This window comes from Neisseria shayeganii 871 (assembly GCF_000226875.1).
GTDB lineage: Bacteria > Pseudomonadota > Gammaproteobacteria > Burkholderiales > Neisseriaceae > Eikenella > Eikenella shayeganii.
Genome location: NZ_JH164926.1, coordinates 838,659 through 859,065 on the forward strand (window position 1 = coordinate 838,659; position 20,407 = coordinate 859,065).

General features: G+C 60.4%; 21 protein-coding genes, 2 tRNA genes and 1 pseudogene. 14 read left to right on the forward strand and 10 right to left on the reverse strand.

Annotated elements, in window-relative coordinates; genetic code table 11:
- Together HMPREF9371_RS03845 and HMPREF9371_RS03850 are read right to left on the reverse strand one after the other, a co-directional pair.
- The coding region (locus tag HMPREF9371_RS03845) for a tyrosine-type recombinase/integrase (protein WP_009118600.1) at nucleotides 1–584 on the reverse strand (584 nt) is incomplete at its 3' end.
- A 222-nt stretch (nucleotides 585–806) separates the two neighbouring features.
- Nucleotides 807–891 (reverse strand) — tRNA-Leu (locus HMPREF9371_RS03850).
- Between the two features lie 210 nt (nucleotides 892–1,101).
- On the opposite strand from HMPREF9371_RS03850, the gene mutL reads away from it, so the two are divergent.
- The gene (gene mutL / locus HMPREF9371_RS03855; protein WP_009118602.1) at nucleotides 1,102–3,021 is read left to right on the forward strand and encodes a DNA mismatch repair endonuclease MutL; all 1,920 of its coding nucleotides are present in this window, start codon (nucleotides 1,102–1,104) and stop codon (nucleotides 3,019–3,021) included.
- A 101-nt stretch (nucleotides 3,022–3,122) separates the two neighbouring features.
- Nucleotides 3,123–5,093: a PhoX family protein gene (locus HMPREF9371_RS03860; RefSeq protein ID WP_009118603.1), complete on the forward strand. Its 1,971-nt coding sequence runs from the start codon at nucleotides 3,123–3,125 to the stop codon at nucleotides 5,091–5,093.
- Nucleotides 5,094–5,120: 27 nt separating this feature from the next.
- Here the strand turns inward: HMPREF9371_RS03860 and HMPREF9371_RS13160 are convergent, their stop codons facing one another.
- Nucleotides 5,121–5,276, reverse strand: a complete 156-nt coding sequence (locus HMPREF9371_RS13160; protein WP_232203120.1) for a lipoprotein signal peptidase — start codon at nucleotides 5,274–5,276, stop codon at nucleotides 5,121–5,123.
- A gap of 81 nt (nucleotides 5,277–5,357) precedes the next feature.
- Here HMPREF9371_RS13160 and aroC point away from each other — a divergent pair, with 81 nt between their 5' ends.
- The 3 genes from aroC to era all read left to right on the forward strand — a co-directional run bounded on the left by aroC (nucleotide 5,358) and on the right by era (nucleotide 8,892).
- Nucleotides 5,358–6,452 (forward strand): chorismate synthase, encoded by a 1,095-nt coding sequence (gene aroC / locus HMPREF9371_RS03865; protein WP_040660759.1) that lies wholly within the window; start codon nucleotides 5,358–5,360, stop codon nucleotides 6,450–6,452.
- A gap of 365 nt (nucleotides 6,453–6,817) precedes the next feature.
- Nucleotides 6,818–7,969 (forward strand): cell division protein ZapE, encoded by a 1,152-nt coding sequence (zapE, locus tag HMPREF9371_RS03870; RefSeq protein WP_009118606.1) that lies wholly within the window; start codon nucleotides 6,818–6,820, stop codon nucleotides 7,967–7,969.
- An 8-nt stretch (nucleotides 7,970–7,977) separates the two neighbouring features.
- On the forward strand, nucleotides 7,978–8,892 hold the full coding sequence (gene era / locus HMPREF9371_RS03875; RefSeq protein ID WP_009118607.1) for a GTPase Era: 915 nt from the start codon (nucleotides 7,978–7,980) through the stop codon (nucleotides 8,890–8,892).
- A gap of 18 nt (nucleotides 8,893–8,910) precedes the next feature.
- Here era and HMPREF9371_RS13165 read toward each other — a convergent pair.
- The 4 genes and pseudogenes from HMPREF9371_RS13165 to HMPREF9371_RS03890 all read right to left on the reverse strand — a co-directional run.
- Nucleotides 8,911–9,102 (reverse strand): annotated as a pseudogene (locus HMPREF9371_RS13165) (hypothetical protein); the annotation flags it as partial.
- 87 nt (nucleotides 9,103–9,189) lie between these two features.
- Nucleotides 9,190–9,633, reverse strand: coding sequence for a hypothetical protein (locus HMPREF9371_RS03880; RefSeq protein ID WP_009118608.1), 444 nt, complete (start codon nucleotides 9,631–9,633; stop codon nucleotides 9,190–9,192).
- A gap of 1 nt (nucleotide 9,634) precedes the next feature.
- A complete protein-coding gene (locus HMPREF9371_RS03885) occupies nucleotides 9,635–9,904 on the reverse strand; it encodes a hypothetical protein (protein WP_009118609.1) in 270 nt (89 codons plus the stop codon).
- Between the two features lie 202 nt (nucleotides 9,905–10,106).
- Complete coding sequence (locus HMPREF9371_RS03890) at nucleotides 10,107–10,373, reverse strand: hypothetical protein (protein WP_009118610.1); 267 nt, start codon at nucleotides 10,371–10,373, stop codon at nucleotides 10,107–10,109.
- 85 nt (nucleotides 10,374–10,458) lie between these two features.
- On the opposite strand from HMPREF9371_RS03890, the gene HMPREF9371_RS03895 reads away from it, so the two are divergent.
- The gene (locus tag HMPREF9371_RS03895) at nucleotides 10,459–10,767 is read left to right on the forward strand and encodes a DUF4298 domain-containing protein (RefSeq protein ID WP_415752584.1); all 309 of its coding nucleotides are present in this window, start codon (nucleotides 10,459–10,461) and stop codon (nucleotides 10,765–10,767) included.
- 141 nt (nucleotides 10,768–10,908) lie between these two features.
- Here HMPREF9371_RS03895 and carA read toward each other — a convergent pair whose 3' ends face one another.
- Entirely contained in the window at nucleotides 10,909–12,042 is a 1,134-nt protein-coding gene (gene carA, locus HMPREF9371_RS03900; protein ID WP_009118612.1) for a glutamine-hydrolyzing carbamoyl-phosphate synthase small subunit, read from the reverse strand.
- A gap of 337 nt (nucleotides 12,043–12,379) precedes the next feature.
- Between carA and HMPREF9371_RS03905 the strand changes: the two genes are divergently transcribed.
- From HMPREF9371_RS03905 to metW, 4 genes are all read left to right on the forward strand, one after another.
- Nucleotides 12,380–13,354, forward strand: a complete 975-nt coding sequence (locus HMPREF9371_RS03905) for a polyprenyl synthetase family protein (RefSeq protein WP_009118614.1) — start codon at nucleotides 12,380–12,382, stop codon at nucleotides 13,352–13,354.
- 14 nt (nucleotides 13,355–13,368) lie between these two features.
- Nucleotides 13,369–13,443: transfer RNA gene (locus HMPREF9371_RS03910), tRNA-Arg, on the forward strand.
- 113 nt (nucleotides 13,444–13,556) lie between these two features.
- A complete protein-coding gene (metX, locus tag HMPREF9371_RS03915; protein ID WP_009118615.1) occupies nucleotides 13,557–14,696 on the forward strand; it encodes a homoserine O-succinyltransferase MetX in 1,140 nt (379 codons plus the stop codon).
- Nucleotides 14,693–15,274 carry a methionine biosynthesis protein MetW gene (gene metW / locus HMPREF9371_RS03920; protein ID WP_009118616.1) on the forward strand — a complete coding sequence of 194 codons (582 nt, stop codon included), beginning with the start codon at nucleotides 14,693–14,695 and terminating at the stop codon, nucleotides 15,272–15,274. Before metX ends, metW begins: the two co-directional genes overlap by 4 nt.
- A 174-nt stretch (nucleotides 15,275–15,448) precedes the next feature.
- Here the strand turns inward: metW and HMPREF9371_RS03925 are convergent, their stop codons facing one another.
- Nucleotides 15,449–16,339 carry an NAD(+)/NADH kinase gene (locus HMPREF9371_RS03925; RefSeq protein ID WP_040660765.1) on the reverse strand — a complete coding sequence of 297 codons (891 nt, stop codon included), beginning with the start codon at nucleotides 16,337–16,339 and terminating at the stop codon, nucleotides 15,449–15,451.
- Between the two features lie 177 nt (nucleotides 16,340–16,516).
- Between HMPREF9371_RS03925 and miaA the strand changes: the two genes are divergently transcribed.
- Both miaA and HMPREF9371_RS03935 read left to right on the forward strand, forming a co-directional pair.
- Complete coding sequence (gene miaA, locus HMPREF9371_RS03930) at nucleotides 16,517–17,464, forward strand: tRNA (adenosine(37)-N6)-dimethylallyltransferase MiaA (protein WP_009118618.1); 948 nt, start codon at nucleotides 16,517–16,519, stop codon at nucleotides 17,462–17,464.
- On the forward strand, nucleotides 17,461–17,958 hold the full coding sequence (locus tag HMPREF9371_RS03935) for an RDD family protein (RefSeq protein WP_009118619.1): 498 nt from the start codon (nucleotides 17,461–17,463) through the stop codon (nucleotides 17,956–17,958). Before miaA ends, HMPREF9371_RS03935 begins: the two co-directional genes overlap by 4 nt.
- Nucleotides 17,959–18,117: 159 nt before the next feature.
- On the opposite strand, the gene HMPREF9371_RS13170 is transcribed toward HMPREF9371_RS03935, so the two are convergent.
- The gene (locus HMPREF9371_RS13170) at nucleotides 18,118–18,333 is read right to left on the reverse strand and encodes a lipoprotein signal peptidase (protein WP_232203072.1); all 216 of its coding nucleotides are present in this window, start codon (nucleotides 18,331–18,333) and stop codon (nucleotides 18,118–18,120) included.
- Here HMPREF9371_RS13170 and HMPREF9371_RS03940 point away from each other — a divergent pair.
- Together HMPREF9371_RS03940 and HMPREF9371_RS03945 are read left to right on the forward strand one after the other, a co-directional pair.
- Nucleotides 18,295–18,984 (forward strand): M15 family metallopeptidase, encoded by a 690-nt coding sequence (locus HMPREF9371_RS03940; protein ID WP_040660127.1) that lies wholly within the window; start codon nucleotides 18,295–18,297, stop codon nucleotides 18,982–18,984. The genes HMPREF9371_RS13170 and HMPREF9371_RS03940 overlap by 39 nt on opposite strands.
- A 138-nt stretch (nucleotides 18,985–19,122) precedes the next feature.
- Nucleotides 19,123–20,325, forward strand: coding sequence for a DUF819 family protein (locus HMPREF9371_RS03945; RefSeq protein ID WP_009118622.1), 1,203 nt, complete (start codon nucleotides 19,123–19,125; stop codon nucleotides 20,323–20,325).
- Nucleotides 20,326–20,407 lie beyond the last annotated feature (82 nt).

Below are 20,407 nucleotides of genomic sequence, written 5' to 3' on the forward strand. Positions count from 1 at the left end.
CAGCCTGTCAGCGGGGCGGCGGGGTTGGCATCCATGATTTCCAGCATGGCGGCATAGTTGCAGATGCTGCTTATCCATTGGCGGATTTTCTCTGCCGTCTCAATCACGCCCCGCGCGGCCACGGCATCAATCACGGCTTTCACGTCTCTTACCCGCAATTCGGCAATCGGTGTCTGCCCAATCAGCGGGAAAACATCCGCTTCAAAATAGCGCATGATGCGGGCGGCATGGTTCGGTTTCCAGCGGTTCAGGTTGTCCGTGTGCCAACGGCAGGCCACGGCGGCAAAGGTATTCAGCAAGGCCGCCTGCCGCGCCTGCTTGGCTTCTTGCTTGGCGGCGGCAGGGTCTTGCCCTTGTGCCAACAAATAACGGGCATGCTCGGCAGCGGCGCGGGCTTCGGATAGGGAAACGGCGGGATACTTGCCGATGGAAAGCGTTTTGCGCTTGCGGTCTATGGCGTAGTCGAAGCGCCACAGCTTGCCGCCGGCGGGGGTAACGTGCAGATACAGGCCGCCGCCGTCTGCCAGCTTGTAGGGTTTGACGGCAGGCTTGGAACGCTTGATTTGTAAGTCATTCAGGGGCATTTTTACGGTATTTTTTCGCGGTATTTTCGGGATACCGTAAAAAATACCGTAAATTTCAGGTCTATTCAATCAGACGGTATAACACGGTATTGCACAGCAGACGTGTTAAGCCGCATGGCTGAAAGATAGATAAAATCTTTTATAAATAATGGCTTGGTCTATTGTATTGGACGGTATTAGACAAGAAAAAAGCAGCCGTTTGAAGGCTGCTTTTTGTGAATGTGGTGCGGACGGAGAGACTCGAACTCTCACACCTCTCGGCGCCAGAACCTAAATCTGGTGCGTCTACCAATTTCGCCACGTCCGCAATTTTGAATTTGCGGATTATACTGTAAACATTTTCCAACGCAAGCCTTATTCGATGCGGCCGGCTGCCGGCCAAACCGCCCGGCTTCTATATTTTCAAATCAACTCACCCCAAGCCCCAGGCTACCTGAAAAGCTTTTCAGGTAGCCTGTTTCCGCTTGAGGCTGCGGTATAATGCGCGCCTTTCTTGATTAACCCGGTGGATTTTCCTATGTCCCGCATTGCCGCCCTGCCAGACCATCTGATCAACCAAATCGCCGCCGGCGAAGTGGTGGAACGGCCGGCCAATGCGCTGAAAGAAATTGTAGAAAACAGCCTGGATGCGGGTGCGGATCAAATTGACGTGGAGCTGGCCGGTGGCGGCATCAAGCTGATTCGGGTGTGCGACAACGGAGGCGGTATCCATGCCGACGACTTGAAACTGGCCCTTTCCCGCCACGCCACCAGCAAAATTGCCAGCCTTGGCGATTTGGAGCGGGTGGCCAGCATGGGTTTTCGCGGCGAAGGTTTGGCCAGCATTGCTTCGGTGTCGCGCCTCACGCTCACCAGCCACACCGACGGCAGCCCGCACGCGCACAGCATCCGCGCAGTGGACGGCAAGCTGGAAGACGGCAGCGCGGCCGCCCATCCGGTCGGCACCACCGTGGAAGTGGCCGAGCTGTTTTTCAACACCCCTGCGCGGCGCAAATTCCTCAAATCGGAAGCCACTGAATATGCCCACTGCGCCACCATGCTGGAACGCTTGGCGCTGGCACACTCTCAGGTAGCCTTCTCGCTCAAGCACAACGGCAAAAGCGTGTTCAAATACCCCGCCCACAGTGAAGCGCAGCGGATGGCCGCCATTTTGGGCGACGATTTTGCCGCGGCCGCTTTGGCGGTGGACAGCGGCCCCGGCCTGCTGCGCCTGCACGGCTACATCGCCAAACCCACCTTTGCCAAAGGCCGCAGCGACCGCCAGTTTTGCTTTGTCAACCGCCGCTTCGTGCGCGACAAAGTGATGCTGCATGCGGTCAAACAGGCTTACCGCGATGTGCTGCACAACCAAATCGTGCCGAGCTTTGTGCTTTTTCTCGAGCTGCCGCCGGAAATGGTGGACGTCAACGTGCACCCCACCAAAACCGAAATCCGCTTCCGCGACAGCCAGGCCATCCACCGCTTAGTGTTCCACACCCTCAACAAAGCCCTGGCCGACACCCGCGCCGACCAAACCGAAAGCGTGAGCAATGCCGGCGCGGTATTGCACGACATGCTGGGCATCACGCCCGCCGGCGACAGCCCGCAGCAGGCGCCCACATCATTCTTCGCACAAGAAACGCTGTCCGCCGTACGCCCTTCCGGCGGCAGCCGCCCCGCCGCCTACACACCGGCTGCCCGACCGCCGCAACAACGTACCCTATCGTTGCAAGAAAGCCGTGATGCGCTGCGCGCTTATGCCGAACTCTACCGCCGCAGCGACGACGAAACTGCCTTGCCGGAAGCTGTGCGCAGTGCGATTGAGTCAGCGTTGCCGGAAGAGCATTCGCAAAATGACGGCTCTGAACCGCACTACCCGCTCGGTTTCGCCATTGCCCAGCTGCTTGGCATCTATATCTTGGCACAGGCCGAAGACAGCCTGGTTTTGGTGGACATGCACGCCGCCGCCGAACGGGTGAATTACGAAAAAATGAAAGCCCAACGTGCGCTTTCAGGTAGCCTCAATAGCCAGCAGCTGTTGATTCCGGTGACATTCGAAGCCGGCCGCGAAGAAATGGCCGCTTTAGAAGAACACGCCGATGCCCTGCAACGTTTCGGTTTGCACTGCTCGGCATTGAACGAGCGATCCATAGCCGTGCGCGCCGTGCCGAACATGCTGGCCAAAACCGATGTGGCCGCCTTGGCCCGCGCGGTGCTGCACGATTTGGCTGAACACGGCCAGTCGCACAGCATCGAAGCGCTGGAAAACCACATTCTCGGCACCCTGGCCTGCCACGGCTCGGTACGCGCCGGCCGCCGCCTCACCCTGCCCGAAATGAACGCCCTGCTGCGGGATATGGAAGCCACCCCGCGCAGCAACCAATGCAACCACGGCCGGCCGACTTGGGTGAAGCTCACGTTGAAAGAATTGGATGCCTTGTTTTTGCGCGGGCAGTAATCCGCGCTGTCACACAAACATCACCAAACCGACATCAAACCGTCATCGCCTGCGGCCTATACTCGCCCTGCTTCCATTTTCCAACCAGCGAGTATGTCCAGATGAGCAAACCATTACGCCAATTAATCAAGCACCAACAAGCTGAAGACATCAGCAACCCCTCTTCCCACACCGCCTTTTCGGAAGTGTTGAACCTACACCTGTCGCGCCGCCGCCTGTTGCAGAGCAGCGGTGCCTTGGGGGTGGTGGCTCTATTGCCCTTTGGCTTGCACAGCGCACCGGCTGCGGCCCGCGGCAGTCAAGCTCCGTCACGCGCCCGCACCTTGGGATTTCAGAGCGTGCCTACCTCCAGCGCCGATGCGGTCATCGTGCCCGAAGGCTATACCGCCCGCGTCTTTTACAAATGGGGCGATCCGGTGGGCATTGCCGGCAATATGCCCGCCTTCAAAACCGACGCTTCCAACACCACCCAAGAGCAGGCAGTACAGGCCGGCATGCACCACGACGGCATGGCGTTTTTCCCGCTGCCCTACGGTTCCGATAATCCTGACCGGGGCCTGCTGGCGATGAACCACGAATATGTGGACAACGGCCTGCTGTTTCCCGACGGTGCCGCCAACTGGGACCGCAACAAGGCCCGCAAAGGCCAGAACGCCATGGGTGTATCGGTGATCGAAGTAGCCCGCCGCAACGGCCAATGGGAGGTAGTGCGCCCTTCGCCCTATGCCCGCCGCATCACCGCCAACACCCCGATGGGCGTCACCGGCCCCGCCCGCGGACACCGGCTGATGCGCACCCGTGCCGACGCCCGCGGCGAGCGCATTCTGGGCACCATGCAAAACTGTGCCAACGGCTTCACCCCCTGGGGCACCTACCTCACCTGCGAAGAAAACTGGAGCGACATTTTCACCAATCCGAGCGGAGCCATCACCCCGTTGGAAAAACGCTACGGCATCGGCCAGAGCGAAAACAGCTATTTGTGGAGCCAGGTGGACGATCGTTTTAACAGCGCCCTCAATCCCAACGAACCCAACCGCTTCGGTTGGGTGGTGGAAATCGACCCCTTCGATCCGAAATCCACGCCGCGCAAACACACCGCCCTGGGGCGCATCAAACACGAAGGCGCCACGGTCACGGTCACCCCCAGCGGGCGCTTGGCGGTGTATATGGGCGACGACCAGCGCTTTGAATACATTTACAAATTCGTCTCCAAACACCCCTACCGCCCGGGCGACCGCCGTGCCAATATGCGGCTGCTAGAAGAAGGTATCCTGTATGTGGCCCGTTTCGATGCCGACGGCAGCGGCGTTTGGCTGCCGCTGGTACACGGTCAAAACGGCCTGACTGCCGACAACGGCTTTGCCGACCAGGGCGAAGTATTGGTGAAAACCCGGCTCGCCGCCGACGCCGTGGGCGCCACGCCGATGGACCGCCCCGAATGGATCAGCGCCGACCCCTTTGTTTCAGGCAGCCTCTATTGCACGCTAACCAACAACAAAGACCGCGGCAAGGCCGGCAAACCCGCCGCCGATGCTGCCAATCCGCGTAACAACAATCTGTTCGGCCACATCATCCATTGGCAGGAACACAAGGGCGACGGCACGCAGACCTCCTTCCGTTGGGACATTCTGGTGTTGGCCGGCAAGCGCGATGCGCAACAGACCGAGCATCAGGGCAATATCCGCGGCGACCAATTCGGCAGCCCCGACGGCCTGGCCTTCGACCACCGCGGCGTGTTGTGGATCCAAACCGACGTTTCTTCCTCCACCCTGAATGAAAAAGAATACGCCGGCATGGGCAACAACCAAATGTTGGCCACCATTCCCGGCAGCCAGGAATACCGCCGCTTCCTCACCGCTCCCAATGGCAGCGAAGTCACCGGCATCGCCTTCACCCCCGACAACAAAACCCTGTTTATCAATATCCAGCACCCCGGCGAACCGAAAGACGGCGACAGCAATCCGGCCGACCCGAAAGCCATTTCTTCCTGGCCCGACGGCCCCGCCGGCGGCCGGCCGCGCGCCGCCACCGTGGTGATCACCAAAAACGACGGCGGCGTCATCGGCAGTTAAAAGCTGTTTTGCCACCCTTTTGGCTTTTCAGGTAGCCTGAGACCTTTGCAAAACCCCCAGATGTGGATACAGTTCAAGGCGTAGCAGCACAGCGAGCGCAGACATATCATATAGATAGGCAAGCGAGCGAGCAGCGCACAACGCAGAAATGTGCCGCAGATGGGGGTTTTGCAAAGGTCTCAGCCTGCCCCCTGTTGTCGGTGGCTACCTGAAAAGGCAAATATGCTAAACTGCCGCCCGTTTTCCTTCATCTCTCCCCACATCATGGCAGGCAATTCTTTCGGACAACTCTTCACCGTAACCACTTTCGGCGAAAGCCACGGCCCCGCCTTGGGCTGCATCATCGACGGCTGCCCGCCCGGGCTTTCATTAAACGCCGCCGACATCCAAACCGACCTCGACCGCCGCAAACCCGGTACCAGCCGCCACGTTACCCAACGGCGCGAGGCCGACGAAGTGGAAATCCTCTCCGGCGTGTTTGAAGGCCGAACCACCGGCACACCGATTGCCCTGCTCATCCGCAATACCGACCAACGCAGCAAAGACTACGGCAACATCGCCCGTCAATTCCGCCCCGGCCATGCCGATTACACCTATTGGCACAAATACGGCCTGCGCGACTATCGCGGCGGCGGCCGCAGCTCCGCCCGCGAAACCGCCGCCCGCGTTGCCGCCGGTGCGGTGGCCAAGAAATGGCTCAAAGAACAATTCGGCACCGACATCACCGCCTATGTCACCCAAGTAGGCGAAAAAACCATCGCCTTCGAAGGCTACGAACACATCGGCAACAATCCCTTTTTCGCCGCCAACCAAAGCCAAATAGCCGAGTTGGAAAACTATATGGACAGCGTGCGCAAATCGCTGGACTCGGTTGGCGCCAAACTCGCCGTCGAAGCCCGCAAGGTCCCCGTCGGCTTGGGCGAACCCGTATTCGACCGGCTGGATGCCGACATCGCTTATGCCATGATGTCGATTAACGCCGTCAAAGGCGTGGAAATCGGCGCCGGTTTCGGCTGCGTTGCCCAACGCGGCAGCGAACACGGCGACGAACTGACCCCCGAAGGCTTTTTGTCCAACCACGCCGGCGGCATCTTGGGCGGCATCAGCACCGGCCAAGATATCGCCGTCAACATCGCCGTCAAGCCCACCAGCAGCATCGCCACCCCGCGCCGCTCGATCGACATCGAAGGCAATCCCGTCGAACTCGCCACCCACGGCCGCCACGACCCCTGCGTTGGGCTGCGCGCCGCCCCGATTGCCGAGGCCATGCTCGCACTGGTGTTAATCGACCATGCTTTGCGCCATCGTGCGCAGAACGCCGATGTTCAGGTAGCCACTCCCGATATTGCCCGTCGGTAATCACTGCCGTTTGCCGCCCAAACCCCATAGACACGCCGCAAACCGTGCTGGCTACTGACCCACAGCCCATCCGCCCGGCCGCCGGCTTTCAGGTAGCCTGCGGCCGGTACCCCTTATGGGCGCATTTCTGCGTTGGCATTTATGCCTTGGGGTACTCTCACTCACTCGCCTATTGTGTGATATACCTGTCCCATAGGGATTTCTGGTGTACACGTTGGTTGTGATGCCATGCCTGGAACGGCATCCTCGCTTGTGGGCTTTGCAAAGGTCCCAACCTAAGGTGTTGCTATCTAGCCGCCTGGAGAGATTCTTGCGCCCGCAGGTTCGGCTGGTAAAATACGTCTCTTTTTTCGCCACCGTTCACCATGACCTCTTCCGCCTTCACTCCGCCCGATTTTGCCGGCCACAGCCCCTTAAGCTGGTATCAGGCCGCCGCCAGCCAGCCGGGTTTCATCCGCGATCCGGCTCAGGAGCGCGCCATCCGCCTGTTGGACGACTTGTGGGGCGAACTGATGATGTTCAAACGCAAGCGCAACCGCTTTCTCGGCCGCAGCCTGCGCTCCCCGCGTGCGCCGAGAGGGCTGTATTTTTACGGCGGCGTCGGCCGCGGCAAAAGTTTCCTGATGGACGCCTTCTACGGCTGCCTGCCCTACCGCCGCAAAAAACGGGTGCATTTCCACGCCTTTATGGCCGACGTACACCGCCGCATGGGCGAACTGAAAAGCGAAGCCAACCCGCTGCGCTCGGTGGCGCGCGAAATCGCCATGGACGTGCGGGTACTGTGTTTCGACGAATTCCACGTCAGCGACATTGCCGATGCCATGATTCTCGGCCGCCTGCTGGAAGGCCTGTTTGCCGAAGGCGTGGTGTTGGTGGCCACCTCGAATTACGCACCGGCCGATCTCTATCCGCAAGGCCAGAACCGCAGCAGCTTCCTGCCCACCATCGCCCTGATCGAACGCGAGTTGAGCGTGCTGAATGTGGACGGCGGCCACGACTACCGCCAGCGCACGCTGACCCCGGCCGATATTTTCTACATCCCCGCCGGCGCCGAACAGGAAGCCCGTTTGGGCGAACTGTTCGCCCGCATGAACGGCGCCCCCGCCCGAGCCGGCACCATCACCCTGCACGGCCGCGAACTGCGCACCTTAGGACAGAGCGACACCGCGATCTGGTTTCATTTCGACGAATTGTGCCGCGGCCCGCGCGCGCAAACCGACTACCTGACCTTAGCCGAACAATACCGCACCGTATTCGTGTCGCACATTCCCAAGCTCGATGCCGCCCAACGGGCCGAAGCCCGCCGGCTGACCTGGTTGATTGATGTGTTGTACGACTACCGCGTCAAACTCTGCGCCACCTTGGAAGCCCAGCCGGACGAGCTTTACACCAGCGGCGACTTCGCCCACGAGTTCGTGCGCAGCGCCAGCCGGCTCACCGAAATGCAGTCGGAAACCTACCTCGCCCTGCCGCATCTGACTTTGGATACGGCCCCCCCTGCCGCAACCGCCCCCTGAAAGCCCTTATGTACGACACTCCCCTGCCCGATGTGCCGCCCGGCTACCGCTGCGGCTTTATCGCCATAGTCGGCCGCCCCAATGTGGGCAAATCCACGCTGATGAACCACCTGATCGGCCAAAAAATCAGCATCACCAGCAAAAAAGCGCAAACCACGCGCCATAAGGTAACCGGCATCTACACCGACGACACCGCCCAACTGGTGTTTGTGGACACCCCCGGTTTCCAAACCGACCACCGCAACGCCCTCAACGACCGCTTAAACCAAAACGTCACCGAGGCGATGAGCGGGGTGGACGTGGTGGCTTTCGTGATCGAAGCCATGCGTTTCACCGAAGCCGACCGCACCGTGCTCAAGCAGCTGCCGCGGCACACGCCGGTGCTGCTGGTGGTGAACAAAATCGACAAAGACAAGGCCAAAGACCGCCTGGCGCTGGAACACTTTATCGCCGGCGTGCGCGCCGAATTCGATTTTGCCGGCGTGGAAGTGGTGAGCGCCAAACACGGCCTGCGCATTGCCAATCTGCTCTCGGCCCTCAAGCCGTTTTTGCGGGAAGGCATCCCGCTCTACCCCGAAGACATGGTCACCGACAAATCCAGCCGCTTTCTGGCCATGGAAATCGTGCGCGAAAAACTGTTCCGCTATCTGGGCGAGGAGCTGCCCTATGCGATGAATGTGGAAGTGGAGCAGTTCAAAGAGGAAGACGGCCTCTACCACATCTACATCGCCGTGCTGGTGGACAAAGAAAATCAGAAGCCGATTGTGATCGGCAAAGGCGGCGAAAAGCTGAAAAAAATCTCCACCGAAGCCCGCCTCGACATGGAAAAGCTGTTCGAGACCAAAGTGTTTCTGCGCGTGTGGGTGAAAGTGAAATCCGGCTGGGCCGACGACGTGCGCTTCCTCAACGAATTGGGCTTGTAAACGCCTTTGCTTTCCCCGTTCAGGCTGAGGCCTTTGCAAAACCCCCAGATGTGGATGCAGTTCAAGGCGTAGCAGCGCAGCGAGCGTGAACGCCAGGAATCCCCGTGGGACAGACATATCATGAAGATAGGCAAGCGAGCGAGCAGCACACAACGCAGTGTAAGCGCGCGGCGGTTTTGTCCGCGTTTTGTGTTTTTTTTGTCCGCCTATCGGACAAGAGTAGCGCGAAATTTTAGCGGCGTTTTTGTCCGCCGCCTTTTGAAATTATAAAACCCCCGTTGCTAAACGGGGGTTAATTTATGTCTTGCTCTCCAACCAAGCCCAAGCGAGGCAGCGCTCGAAGTCGGCCAACATCATGATGTCGTCAAACGATGCACCGCGCTGCATCATCTCCAGCTCCGGCATCAGTAGGTTTGCCGCCAAAAACGGGGTTTGCGGCGGGTTACCAGCGCCGCCGGCCAACGCCCACGCCTCGGCCTTGGCCTTGCTGTGCCGACACACCACAAAGCGCAGGGCGTCCGCCTGCTCGGCATGGCCGATAGAAACGACAAACTCAATCATTTTGCCGTTGTGGCGGCCGACGCGGCAGGCGACGTTGCCGGTGTTGGTCATCGCACGCGGCCGGCCGGCCAGCATATCGGCCAGCCATTGTTGCATGATTTTGATGGTGGCATCGGACACCTCGCCCCGCTCGCTGCGGTGGCTGTGGCCTGTGTTGATGGTGATGTGATGGATGTGCATCTCACTCCTCCGACCGCTCGGTGTAGAGCGGCTGCGTCAAAATATCAAAGATATTGGGTAGGGCCTCGCATTTGCGGTGCATCATTTGGCACAACTCGTCTTGGGCTGCATCAAAGGCCGCCCAATCTTTTTCGGCGGTGTCGTTGAGCACGTGGATCAGGCGGATGGCATCGTCATGCCATTGTTGCGCCCACTCTTTAGCCTTTTCCAGCTGTTTTTCGCGGGTGGATGATTTCTTAAGCTTGTAACTGATTGGCCTTTTTCTTGACATAGTTACCCCTGATACAAAAAAACGCCTGATTATTCAGGCGTTTTTCATTGAAAATACGTTCATGGTTTCTACACACAGCCACTTTGAGCGGCTGGTATTGCCATAAATAGCAAGTATGACATATTTAAACACACAGCCGCCACGGCGGCTGAATCTCTACGAGATGGGCAGACTGTACGCCTGTCGCCTGTCCGTGTCAAGACTAAGCAATAATCCTCTCAACGGCGTACTCTACTTGGTCGGGGCGTAGATAATAACCGCCTACCAACTCACCATCCTCATCAAAAAACTGCAAGAGTACCTCATGCCTGCTGCACAAATCGTTTTTGGTTACGGTATGGGTTTTGGCATATTTTGCCAAAAAATATTCTCTTGAGTCGCCCATGTGCCCACGGGTCGGAATGGAAACGTGCGGATGTTCGCGGGCAATTCCATCAGATTCTGCTTTGTATTTATTGGAAATTTCCATTTTTCATCCTTTGGCATTATTACTTAACCGCATTAATAATGGCTTTAACTTTGGTGGGGATGTCTGCTAAACCCGCATCAACGAAATCCAGGCGCTGTACCGCGAGTGGCTGCGCCTCCAACCCAAGCTGGAAGCCGCCCAAGAAGAATGGCGGCAGGCCGCCGAAGTGATGCGCAAGCTGTCCGCCTTTTACGACCGCGAGTACCTCGAACTGCACCAAGCCATCGAAAACGGCCTGCCGGTTTGCCTGCACACCGAAGGCGAATACAGTGTGATGAGCGAAGACGCCCTATGGGAGGCTTTCGGCGAACAATACGAATTGGCCTGGGGCTGGATGCGCGCGGCGATGAAAGTACTCGACCGACACGGCGAACACAGCCAAAACGACGGTTAGGATTTGCCGCAGCCGAGCGACGGCTTTTTCAGGTAGCCTGAGCCCTGCCCGCCGACGCCCCATACAAAACGCCGCCATCCCGAACCCAATCAGGATGGCGGCGTTTTGTGATGCTTTCCGTCAGCCGGAGAAGCAAACGGCTTAAGCGGCTTTGGCAGCCCGGATGCTGTCGATGAATTTGTCGAACAGATAAGACACGTCGTGCGGACCCGGGCTGGCTTCGGGGTGGCCTTGGAAACTGAAGGCGGCACGGTCGGTCAATTCAATGCCTTGCAGCGAACCGTCAAACAGGGAGCGGTGGGTCACTTTCACATGGGCGGGCAATGTGTCGGCATCCACTTCGAAACCGTGGTTTTGGCTGGTGATCACCACCTTGCCGCTGTCCAAATCCTGCACCGGATGGTTGCCGCCGTGGTGACCGAAGGTCATTTTGCGGGTTTTGCCGCCCAGGGCCAAACCGAGCAGCTGGTGGCCCAAGCAGATGCCGAACAGCGGTTTTTTGCTCTCCAGCAGTTCTTTGACCGCCGCAATCGCGTAGTCGCAAGGCTCGGGGTCGCCGGGGCCGTTGGAAAGGAACACGCCGTCGGGATTCAGCGCCAGCACGTCTTTGGCCGGGGTTTGCGCGGGCACCACGGTGAGGCGGCAGCCGCGGGCGGCCAACATACGCAGGATATTGGTTTTCACGCCGAAGTCGTAGGCCACCACATGATAGGGCTGCGCATCCGGAGTCACAAAACCGCGGCCCAATTGCCATTCGCCTTCCGTCCATTTGTAGGCTTCTTTCACGGTGACTTCTTTGGCCAAATCCTTGCCCACCATGCTGCCGAACTCGGCAATCAGTTCGCGGGCTTTTTCTTCGGTGGCCTCGCTGCCGGTCAGAATCGCGCCGGCCTGCGCGCCTTTGTCGCGCAGGATGCGGGTGAGGCGGCGGGTGTCGATGTCGGCAATCGCCACCGTGCGGTGGCGCACCAGATAGTCCTGCAGGCTTTCGCTGCTGCGGAAATTGCTGTGCAACAGCGGCAAGTCGCGCACAATCAGACCGGCGGCATGCACCGCGCCGCTTTCCTCATCTTCGCCGTTGGTGCCGGTATTGCCGATGTGCGGATAAGTGAGGGTGACGATTTGCTTGCGGTAGGAAGGGTCGGTCAGGATTTCCTGATAGCCGGTCATCGACGTATTGAACACCACTTCGCCGGAAGTGGCGCCTTCGTAGCCGATGGACGTGCCGCGGAAGACGCTGCCGTCGGCAAGCACTAAAATTGCAGGGGAAGTCATGATGGATTCCTGTTCGTTGTCGGAAAGGTCGGGCCGGCCGGATGGTTTTGATGGGCGAGCAGCCGTCACGGCGGCTAAAAAAAACACGCCCGACAGCAAAAACGGCTGCGTAACGTGCTTTTCTGGGCAGAAGCCCGCCCTACCCGAAGAAGCACGGCATTTTACTGAAAACCGCCTACCGCAGCAAGGCGCTTTCAGGTAGCCTGCCGCTTTGGGGCGGGGCAGATGCCGTGCAGAAACGCCCGCCTGCTGTTATAATGCCGCGCCTTTTTGCCAATACGGCCCCGGCCGGATTTCCGCAAACCCGATCCCATGCGCGCCCACTACATTGCACACCATGCTTGAAAACCTCCCTTATTTCCAAAAAAACCTGACGGCCGATTTGGGCCGCGTGAATACGGTGATCAACCGCGCCGTCCAATCGGAAGTGGCGCTGATCTCGCAAATCGGCACCTACATCATCGGCGCGGGCGGCAAGCGGCTGCGCCCGGTGATCACCATTCTGGCCGGCAAGGCTTTGGGTTACGACAGCGAACGGCTGTACGAATTGGCCGCCATGGTGGAGTTCATCCACACCTCCACCCTGCTGCACGACGACGTGGTGGACGAAAGCGAGTTGCGCCGCGGCCGCCAAACGGCCAACAATCTGTTCGGTAATGCCGCCGCCGTGCTGGTGGGCGACTTTCTCTATACGCGCGCCTTCCAGCTGATGGTGGGGGCCGACAGCATGAAAATCCTGCAAGTGATGGCCGATGCCACCAACATCATCGCCGAAGGCGAAGTGATGCAGCTGATGAACATCGGCAACATCGATATCACCGAGGCCGAATACGTCCAGGTCATCCAATACAAAACCGCCAAACTGTTTGAAGCCGCCGCCCAAGTGGGTGCCATTTTGGCCGGCGCCTCTGCCGAGCAGGAGCAGGCCTTGAAAGATTACGGCATGTATGTGGGCACCGCCTTCCAAATCATCGACGACGTGCTCGACTACTCCGGCAGCCCCGAACAAATCGGCAAAAATGTCGGCGACGACCTGGCCGAAGGCAAACCCACCCTGCCGCTGATTTACCTGATGCGCCAAGGCAGCCCCGAGGCCGCCGCCGACGTGCGCCACGCCCTGCAAAACGCCGACCGCGGCTATTTCGACAAAATCTACGCCCACGTGCGCGCCTCCGATGCGCTCGACTACGCCGCCGCCCAAGCCCGCGCCGCGGTGGAAAAAGCCCTCCTCTGCCTCGAGGCCCTGCCCGAAAGCGAAGTGCGCCAAGCCATGCGCCAGTTGGCCGAAGAATCGGTGGCGCGCGTGTCTTGAATCTTTAAATCTCCCTCGCCGTAGTTCAACGGATAGAACGTATGCCTCCTAAGCGTAAAATACAGGTTCGATTCCTGTCGGCGGGGCCACACAACAGGCTACCTGAAAGCTTTCAGGTAGCCTGATTTCTTGCCGCCCGGCCTGATGGGCGCACGTTTCTCCGCTATAATAAGCGCCTTTGCCGATTTCCGACGCATCCGCCATGCACCCTGCCGCCTCCGTGGGCATTGTTGTCCCGCAAACCATTGTGTTCGATCAGCCGTTTACCCTGCAAAACGGCCGCACCCTGCCGCGTTTCGAGCTGATTACCGAAACCTACGGCACGCTCAATGCCGACAAATCCAACGCCGTCTTGATCTGCCACGCCCTCTCCGGCACCCACCATGTAGCCGGCCGCCACCATGCCGACGACAAATACCCCGGCTGGTGGGACAGCATGGTCGGCCCCGGCAAGCCGGTGGACACCAACCGCTTTTTCGTGGTCGGCCTCAACAACCTGGGCGGCTGCGCCGGCAGCAGCGGCCCCTTGAGCACCAACCCCGAAACCGGCCGCGCCTACGGCGCCGATTTTCCCGTGGTCACGGTGAAAGACTGGGTGCGCACCCAAGCCATGCTGGCCGACCACTTCGGCATCGACACCTGGGCGGCGGTAATGGGCGGCAGCCTCGGCGGCATGCAGGCGCTGCAATGGGCCATCGACTACCCCGCCCGCCTGCGTCACGCCCTGGTCATCGCCTCGGCGCCCAAGCTCTCCACCCAAAACATCGCCTTCAACGACGTCGCCCGCCAAGCCATCATCACCGACCCCGATTTCCATCAGGGCCACTACGCCGAGCACGGCACCATTCCGCGCCGCGGCCTGCGCATCGCCCGCATGATGGGCCACATCACCTATCTGGCCGAAAGCGGCTTGGGCGAGAAATTCGGCCGCCAGCTGCGCAGCGACGGCTTCCAATTCGGCTACGGCGTCGAATTCGAAGTGGAAAGCTATCTGCGCTATCAGGGCGACAAATTCGCCGAACGTTTCGATGCCAACACCTATCTGCTGATGACCAAAGCACTGGACTATTTCGACCCCGCCGCCGACTACCAGCACGACCTCGAAGCCGCCTTACGGCAGGCGCAGGCCAAGTTTTTTGTCGCCAGCTTCAGCACCGACTGGCGCTTCTCCCCCGAACGTTCGCACGAGCTGGTACGCGCCTTGGTGGCGGCCGACAAAGACGTGCAATACGTAGAAGTGGTGTCCGACCACGGCCACGATGCCTTCTTGATGGAAGACGAACCCTATCTGAAAGCCGTCGCCGCCTATATGGACAACATCGACAAGGAGCTTTGCCCATGATTCTGCGCGACGACCTGCAGCTGATTTACGACTGGATTCCCGCCGGCAGCCGCGTACTCGACTTGGGCTGCGGCAGCGGCGAACTGCTCTCCGCGCTGGTGCGGCAGAAACACTGCCGCGGCTACGGCGTGGAAATCGACACCGCCAGCGTGCTGGCCGCCGTCGCCCGCGGCGTGAACGTGATTCAGGCCGACCTCGAACAGGGCCTGCGCGACTTCAAAGACCAAAGCTTCGATGTGATCGTGCTCAGCCAAACCATCCAAGCCATGCAGAACACCGAAAACATCCTGCACGAGCTGACGCGGGTGGCCGGCGAAGCCATCGTTTCCTTCCCCAACTTCGGCTACTGGCGCAACCGCCTGCAAATCGCGCTGGGCGGCCACATGCCGGTGAGCGAGCGCATGCCTTACGATTGGTATGACACGCCCAACATCCACTGGTGTACCCTGCACGACTTTGAGCGCCTGTGCGCCAAAAACGACATCCGCATCCTCGAACGCGCCGTGATGGCCGGCGGCAAACGGGTGCAAACCCTGCCCAATCTGCTCGGCAGCCTGGCGTTTTACCGCGTGGGCTGAGCTGAGGCTGGCGGGAAATACCGTTCCTGCCGTTGCGGGTGATGTCGTCTAACATAGTGCATCTAACATTTTAGGCTACCTGAAACCCTTCAGGTAGCCTGAAATTTTGCCTTCATTGCAAGAGCTGAGACCTTTGCAAAACCCAAATCGAACATGATTTGTTCTGTCTCCCCCTCACACCAGCTGTTCGCCCCAATGCAGCTTCTGGCGCAGGGTTTTGTAATATTGGTAATCAGTGGGGTGCAGCACGCGCAGGGTGTTGCGGTAGCGGCGGATAACGATGCGGTCCATCGAATGGATGTCCACATACGACTGGCCGTCGAAATGGGCGCGGGCGTCGCCGGCCTTGGTGATGAGGATTTCGATTTCGCAGGTGTCCGACACCGCAATCGGCCGGTTGGTCATGGATTGCGGGCAAATCGGCACCAGCGTCAGCGCGCGCAGGGTGGATTGCAGAATCGGGCCGCCGGCGGCCAGCGCATAAGCGGTCGAGCCGGTGGGCGTGGCCACAATCAGGCCGTCGGAGCGCTGGGTATAGACAAACTCCTGATTGATAAACACTTCAAATTCAATCATCTGCCCCATGCCGCCGCGGCTGACTACCGCATCGTTGAGCGCCAACGAGGTTTTCAACTCCTCATGCCCGCGCCACACGCTGCATTCGAGCAGAATCCGCTCTTCCGGCAAATATTTTCCGCTCAACATGCCGCCGATGCTGTTGAGCATGTCGCCGCGCGGCACATGGGTGAGAAAACCCAAATGCCCCTGATGCACGCCCATCATGGGCACGCGGTAGGGTGCCAGCTTACGCGCCACAGAAAGAAAAGTGCCGTCGCCGCCGAGCACCACCACCAAATCGCAATGCGCGCCCATCTCGTTTTTCGACACCACGCCGCAGCGTGCCGCCAATTCGGCCGGCAGCAGCCCTTCCGCCACACAAGCCTCGTCGAGAAACACCTCAATCCGCTGTTCGAGCAAAAACGCCGCCAGTTCACGCAGGCTCTCTGCGATGTGCGGCGTTTGCGGGCGGGTAACGATGCCGATGCGGGAAAACTGGCTGTGGATCATGGCGGCGACATGCAAAAATCGGTAAAGCCCGAACTGTACCCGATTTTCAGGCTACCTGAAAGCCGGGCCTTGGCGGCGATTCAGTTTATCGGCCGGACAAGGTAGAATGGGCCGCTTTTCAGCTAGCCTTCTCTGCCGATACTTCCCCAGCAGATCCGCCCCATTGTTCCGCCCATGTCCGACACTCCACACGCCCTTGCCCTGCTCGGCCCCACCGCCGCCGGCAAAACCGCGCTGGCCCTTTCGCTGGCCGAACGCCTGCCGCTGGAAATCATCAGCCTCGATTCCGCCCTGGTTTACCGCGGCATGGACATCGGCACCGCCAAACCCAGCGCCGCCGAACAAGCCGCCGTGCCGCACCATCTGATCGACATCATTCCGCCCACCGAAAGCTACAGCGCCGCCGATTTCGTGGCCGACTGTCTGCGCCTGTGCGCCGACATCCGCCGCCGCGGCCGCCTGCCGCTGATTGTGGGCGGCACCATGATGTATTACCACGCCCTCACCCACGGCCTCAACCGCCTGCCCGAAGCTGATCCCGCCGTGCGCGCCGAGCTGCAGCGGCAGAAACAGCAGCACGGCCTGGCCGCCCTCTACGCCCGCCTGCAGGCGGCTGACCCCGACACCGCCGCCCGCCTCGAGCCGGCCGACAGCCAACGCATCGAACGCGCTTTGGAAGTGTTCCTCATCACCGGCAAACCGCTGAGCCAACATTTTGCCGAACAGGCCGCCGCCCCCATGCCGCTGCTACTGCGCACCGTCACCCTGATTCCCGCCGACCGCGCCCTGCTGCACCAAAACATCGAGCGCCGCTTCCTCGCCATGCTCGAACAGGGCCTGCTCGACGAAGTCCTCCGCCTGCAGCAAGACTGGCCCGAACTCACCGCCGAGCATCCCGCCATGCGTTGCGTCGGCTACCGCCAAGCCTGGTCGCACCTGGCCGGCGACACCGACCCGGCCACCTTCACCGCGCAAGGCATCGCCGCCACCCGCCAGCTGGCCAAACGGCAGCTCACCTGGCTGCGCAAACTGCCCGCCGACTTCAGCATCGATCCCTTTTCAGGTAGCCTGCCCGAACACACCGACACCCTCCTCGCCTTTTATCGGAAGCATTTCGCATGAATCCCACTCCCGCCTCCTTCAAACGCCGCCTCGCCGCCCTCTGTTACGAAAGCCTGCTGGTGGCCGCCGTCAGCTGCGTGGCCCTGATTCCCGCCGCCGCCGCCAACAGCCTGCTGCACACTTTCCCCGCCGCCGCCCGCGTGGCGGTGAGCCTGATTTTTCTCGCCGCTTGGTGGCTGTATTTCAGCCTCAGCTGGCGCCGCCGCGGCCGCACCCTGCCGATGCAGGTATGGCAGCTGCAACTGCAAACTGCCGGCGGCGGCCGCCCTTCCGCACGCCAACTACGCTCGCGCTTTATCTGGGGCGTGATCTGCGTGGTGCTGCTGCCCATGCTGGCCTATTGGGGCCTGCGCAGCCTCAACGGCCTGCCGCCCAAAACCGCCGCCGGCCTCGCCTGCCTGTGGTGGATTCTGCCTTGGGGTTTCGCCCTGGTGCACCCTTCCCGCCAGTTTCTGTACGACTTCCTCGCCGGCACCCGTTTGGTTAAAGAATAAGCCCCGCCCGCCACCAGCAAACAGGCTACCTGAAACATTTCAGGTAGCCTGTTTTCCGCCTAGCAAAACCATCCGCCGCTTCAAACCCGCCTGCCGTCTGCCAAACCCGCCGCGCCCCTTGCGGAATAGCGCATTTTGGTTTAACTTACTTAACAATAATTAATGCCAATAAACCCGAGACCTTTGCAAAACCCCCAGATGTGGATGCAGTTCAAGGCGTAGCAGCGCAGCGAACGAAGACATATCATATAGATAGGCAAGTGAGCGAGCAGCGCACAACGCAGAAATGCGCCGCAGATGGGGGTTTTGCAAAGGTCTCAACCCAACACACACATCATGCTGTACCCGCCGCTTACTGCCTCTGCAGATTTCCATTGGCCGCACATCGCGGCCGTTCCTGTTGCCGAATGCGGCGCACCGCTGCAAACCCTGCCCGCCCATCCCCGCCTGCGTTCGCGCCCGGTGTATTTCGAGCAGGGCATTGCCGGCGCCGGCGCCGAGATTTTCCTGCGCGCACCGGTCATCGAACGCCTGTTGGCCGCACTCGACGCTCTGCCCGAAGCCTACGGCTTCGAGGTTCTCGACGGCTGGCGCTCCCTTGCCGTACAAGGCGCCCTGCGCGAAAGCTTCCGCAGCCAGATTGTGGCGCGCCATCCCGAATACGACGAAGCGCAAATCCAAACCGCGCTCGACCAATTCGTCGCCAATCCCCACCGCCCGGGCATGACCCCGCCGCACCTCACCGGCGGCTCGGTGGACCTCACCCTGTTCGACACCGCCAGCGGCCAAACGCTCGACATGGGCACCGCCTTCGACGAACCCAGCCACCGCTCCCACAGCAGCGCCCTGGAGCACGAAGCGCCCGCCCCTGCCCGTCAACACCGCCGCATCCTCATCCACACCATGCTGGCCGCCGGCTTCACCAACCTGCCCACCGAATGGTGGCATTTCGATTACGGCAACCAAAACTGGGCCTATTTCAGCGGCGCCGGCCAAGCCCTATTCGGCGCCGCCCACCTACCCTGAGCCGCAACGGCAAGCATCTACGCCGCCCGACTGCCGGCCTGCACCACGGCTGCCGCGCCCGATCAGGCTACCTGAAAGCCGGCCAGCCATCCGATTTCCCACACACTTGATTACCCTCAAACATTAAGGAGAACCACCATGCAGCCTTTAATTGCTGCCGACAACACCCTGCTGTTGTGGACTTTTCTGATGCTGGCCGCCGCCGCCGCCATCGTAATCGAACAAAAAGCGCGCTGGGCGGCGAAAATCCCCGGCGCCGTCATCGCCCTGCTAATTGCACTGGCCGCCTCCAACCTCGGCTTGGTGCCGGTGGACGCGCCGGTTTACGACGCCGTCTGGGGCTACATCGTACCGCTGGCGATTCCCCTGCTGCTGTTCCAGCTCGATCTGCACGCCGTATTCAAAGAAAGCCGCCGCCTGCTGTTCCTCTTTCTGCTCAGCTCCGCCGGCACCGTGGTCGGCACCCTGCTCGCCTTCCTCATGCTGCGCCACCACATTCCCGAGCTCGATAAAATCGCCGGCATGATTTCCGCCTCCTACACCGGCGGCGGCGTTAACTTCGCCGCCATGGCCGCCAAACTGCAGCCCTCCGACAGCATGAAAGCCGCTACCATCGTGGCCGACAACCTCATGATGGCCTGCTACTTCCTGATTCTGATCGGCCTGGCCGCCTCCCCGCTGGTGCGCCGCGTCTGGGGCCACCGCCACGGCGACACCGCCGCCCAAACCGACGGCGAAAACCAAGCCGCCGCCTTCTGGCGCGCCAAAGACATCTCGCTGCAAAACATCGCCCTCTCGCTGGGCGCCGCCATGCTGTTGGTGGCCGTGTCCTTCACCCTCTCCAAATACCTCAAAGGCATTTTGGGCAGCGGCGAAAACATCCTCACCGACATGCTGATCGGCCTGTTGACCGACAAATACCTGCTGCTCACCACCCTTACCTTCGCCGCCATCGCCCTCTTCCCGCGCGGCATGGCCAAGCTCAACGGCAGCCAGGAGCTGGGCACCTACGGCATCTACCTTTTCTTCGTGGTGATCGGCATCCCCGCCTCCATCCCGCTGATCCTGCAAAACGCCCCGCTGCTGTTTATCTTCACCCTCACCGTGGCCGTGGTGAACCTGCTGGTCACCCTCATCGCCGGCAAACTCTTCAAATACAGCATTGAAGAAATCACCCTCGCCTGCAACGCCAACATCGGCGGCCCCACCACCGCCGCCGCCCTCGCCATCGGCCAAGGCTGGCGCTCGCTGGTGGGCCCGATTCTGGTAATCGGCACCGTGGGCTACATCATCGGCAACTACATCGGCTCCATGGTCTATACCGTGGTCAGCAATCTGTAACCGCCTGCTTGAGATAAAACCAAGGCTACCTGAAACGGCTTTCAGGTAGCCTTTAATGTAATGCGGATTGAGTGGCAGATAT

What these genes read in the sequence shown, in the direction of transcription:
- HMPREF9371_RS03940 (WP_040660127.1), top strand. Translation starts at nt 18,295, where the DNA reads ATGCTGTACCCGCCGCTTACTGCCTCTGCAGATTTCCATTGGCCGCAC.
- carA (WP_009118612.1), bottom strand. Translation starts at nt 12,042, where the DNA reads ATGACTTCCCCTGCAATTTTAGTGCTTGCCGACGGCAGCGTCTTCCGC.
- miaA (WP_009118618.1), top strand. Translation starts at nt 16,517, where the DNA reads ATGTCCGACACTCCACACGCCCTTGCCCTGCTCGGCCCCACCGCCGCC.
- era (WP_009118607.1), top strand. Translation starts at nt 7,978, where the DNA reads ATGTACGACACTCCCCTGCCCGATGTGCCGCCCGGCTACCGCTGCGGC.
- zapE (WP_009118606.1), top strand. Translation starts at nt 6,818, where the DNA reads ATGACCTCTTCCGCCTTCACTCCGCCCGATTTTGCCGGCCACAGCCCC.
- HMPREF9371_RS03890 (WP_009118610.1), bottom strand. Translation starts at nt 10,373, where the DNA reads ATGGAAATTTCCAATAAATACAAAGCAGAATCTGATGGAATTGCCCGC.
- HMPREF9371_RS03935 (WP_009118619.1), top strand. Translation starts at nt 17,461, where the DNA reads ATGAATCCCACTCCCGCCTCCTTCAAACGCCGCCTCGCCGCCCTCTGT.
- HMPREF9371_RS03905 (WP_009118614.1), top strand. Translation starts at nt 12,380, where the DNA reads ATGCTTGAAAACCTCCCTTATTTCCAAAAAAACCTGACGGCCGATTTG.
- HMPREF9371_RS03860 (WP_009118603.1), top strand. Translation starts at nt 3,123, where the DNA reads ATGAGCAAACCATTACGCCAATTAATCAAGCACCAACAAGCTGAAGAC.
- aroC (WP_040660759.1), top strand. Translation starts at nt 5,358, where the DNA reads ATGGCAGGCAATTCTTTCGGACAACTCTTCACCGTAACCACTTTCGGC.
- metX (WP_009118615.1), top strand. Translation starts at nt 13,557, where the DNA reads ATGCACCCTGCCGCCTCCGTGGGCATTGTTGTCCCGCAAACCATTGTG.
- mutL (WP_009118602.1), top strand. Translation starts at nt 1,102, where the DNA reads ATGTCCCGCATTGCCGCCCTGCCAGACCATCTGATCAACCAAATCGCC.
- metW (WP_009118616.1), top strand. Translation starts at nt 14,693, where the DNA reads ATGATTCTGCGCGACGACCTGCAGCTGATTTACGACTGGATTCCCGCC.
- HMPREF9371_RS13170 (WP_232203072.1), bottom strand. Translation starts at nt 18,333, where the DNA reads ATGGAAATCTGCAGAGGCAGTAAGCGGCGGGTACAGCATGATGTGTGT.
- HMPREF9371_RS03880 (WP_009118608.1), bottom strand. Translation starts at nt 9,633, where the DNA reads ATGCACATCCATCACATCACCATCAACACAGGCCACAGCCACCGCAGC.
- HMPREF9371_RS03945 (WP_009118622.1), top strand. Translation starts at nt 19,123, where the DNA reads ATGCAGCCTTTAATTGCTGCCGACAACACCCTGCTGTTGTGGACTTTT.
- HMPREF9371_RS03885 (WP_009118609.1), bottom strand. Translation starts at nt 9,904, where the DNA reads ATGTCAAGAAAAAGGCCAATCAGTTACAAGCTTAAGAAATCATCCACC.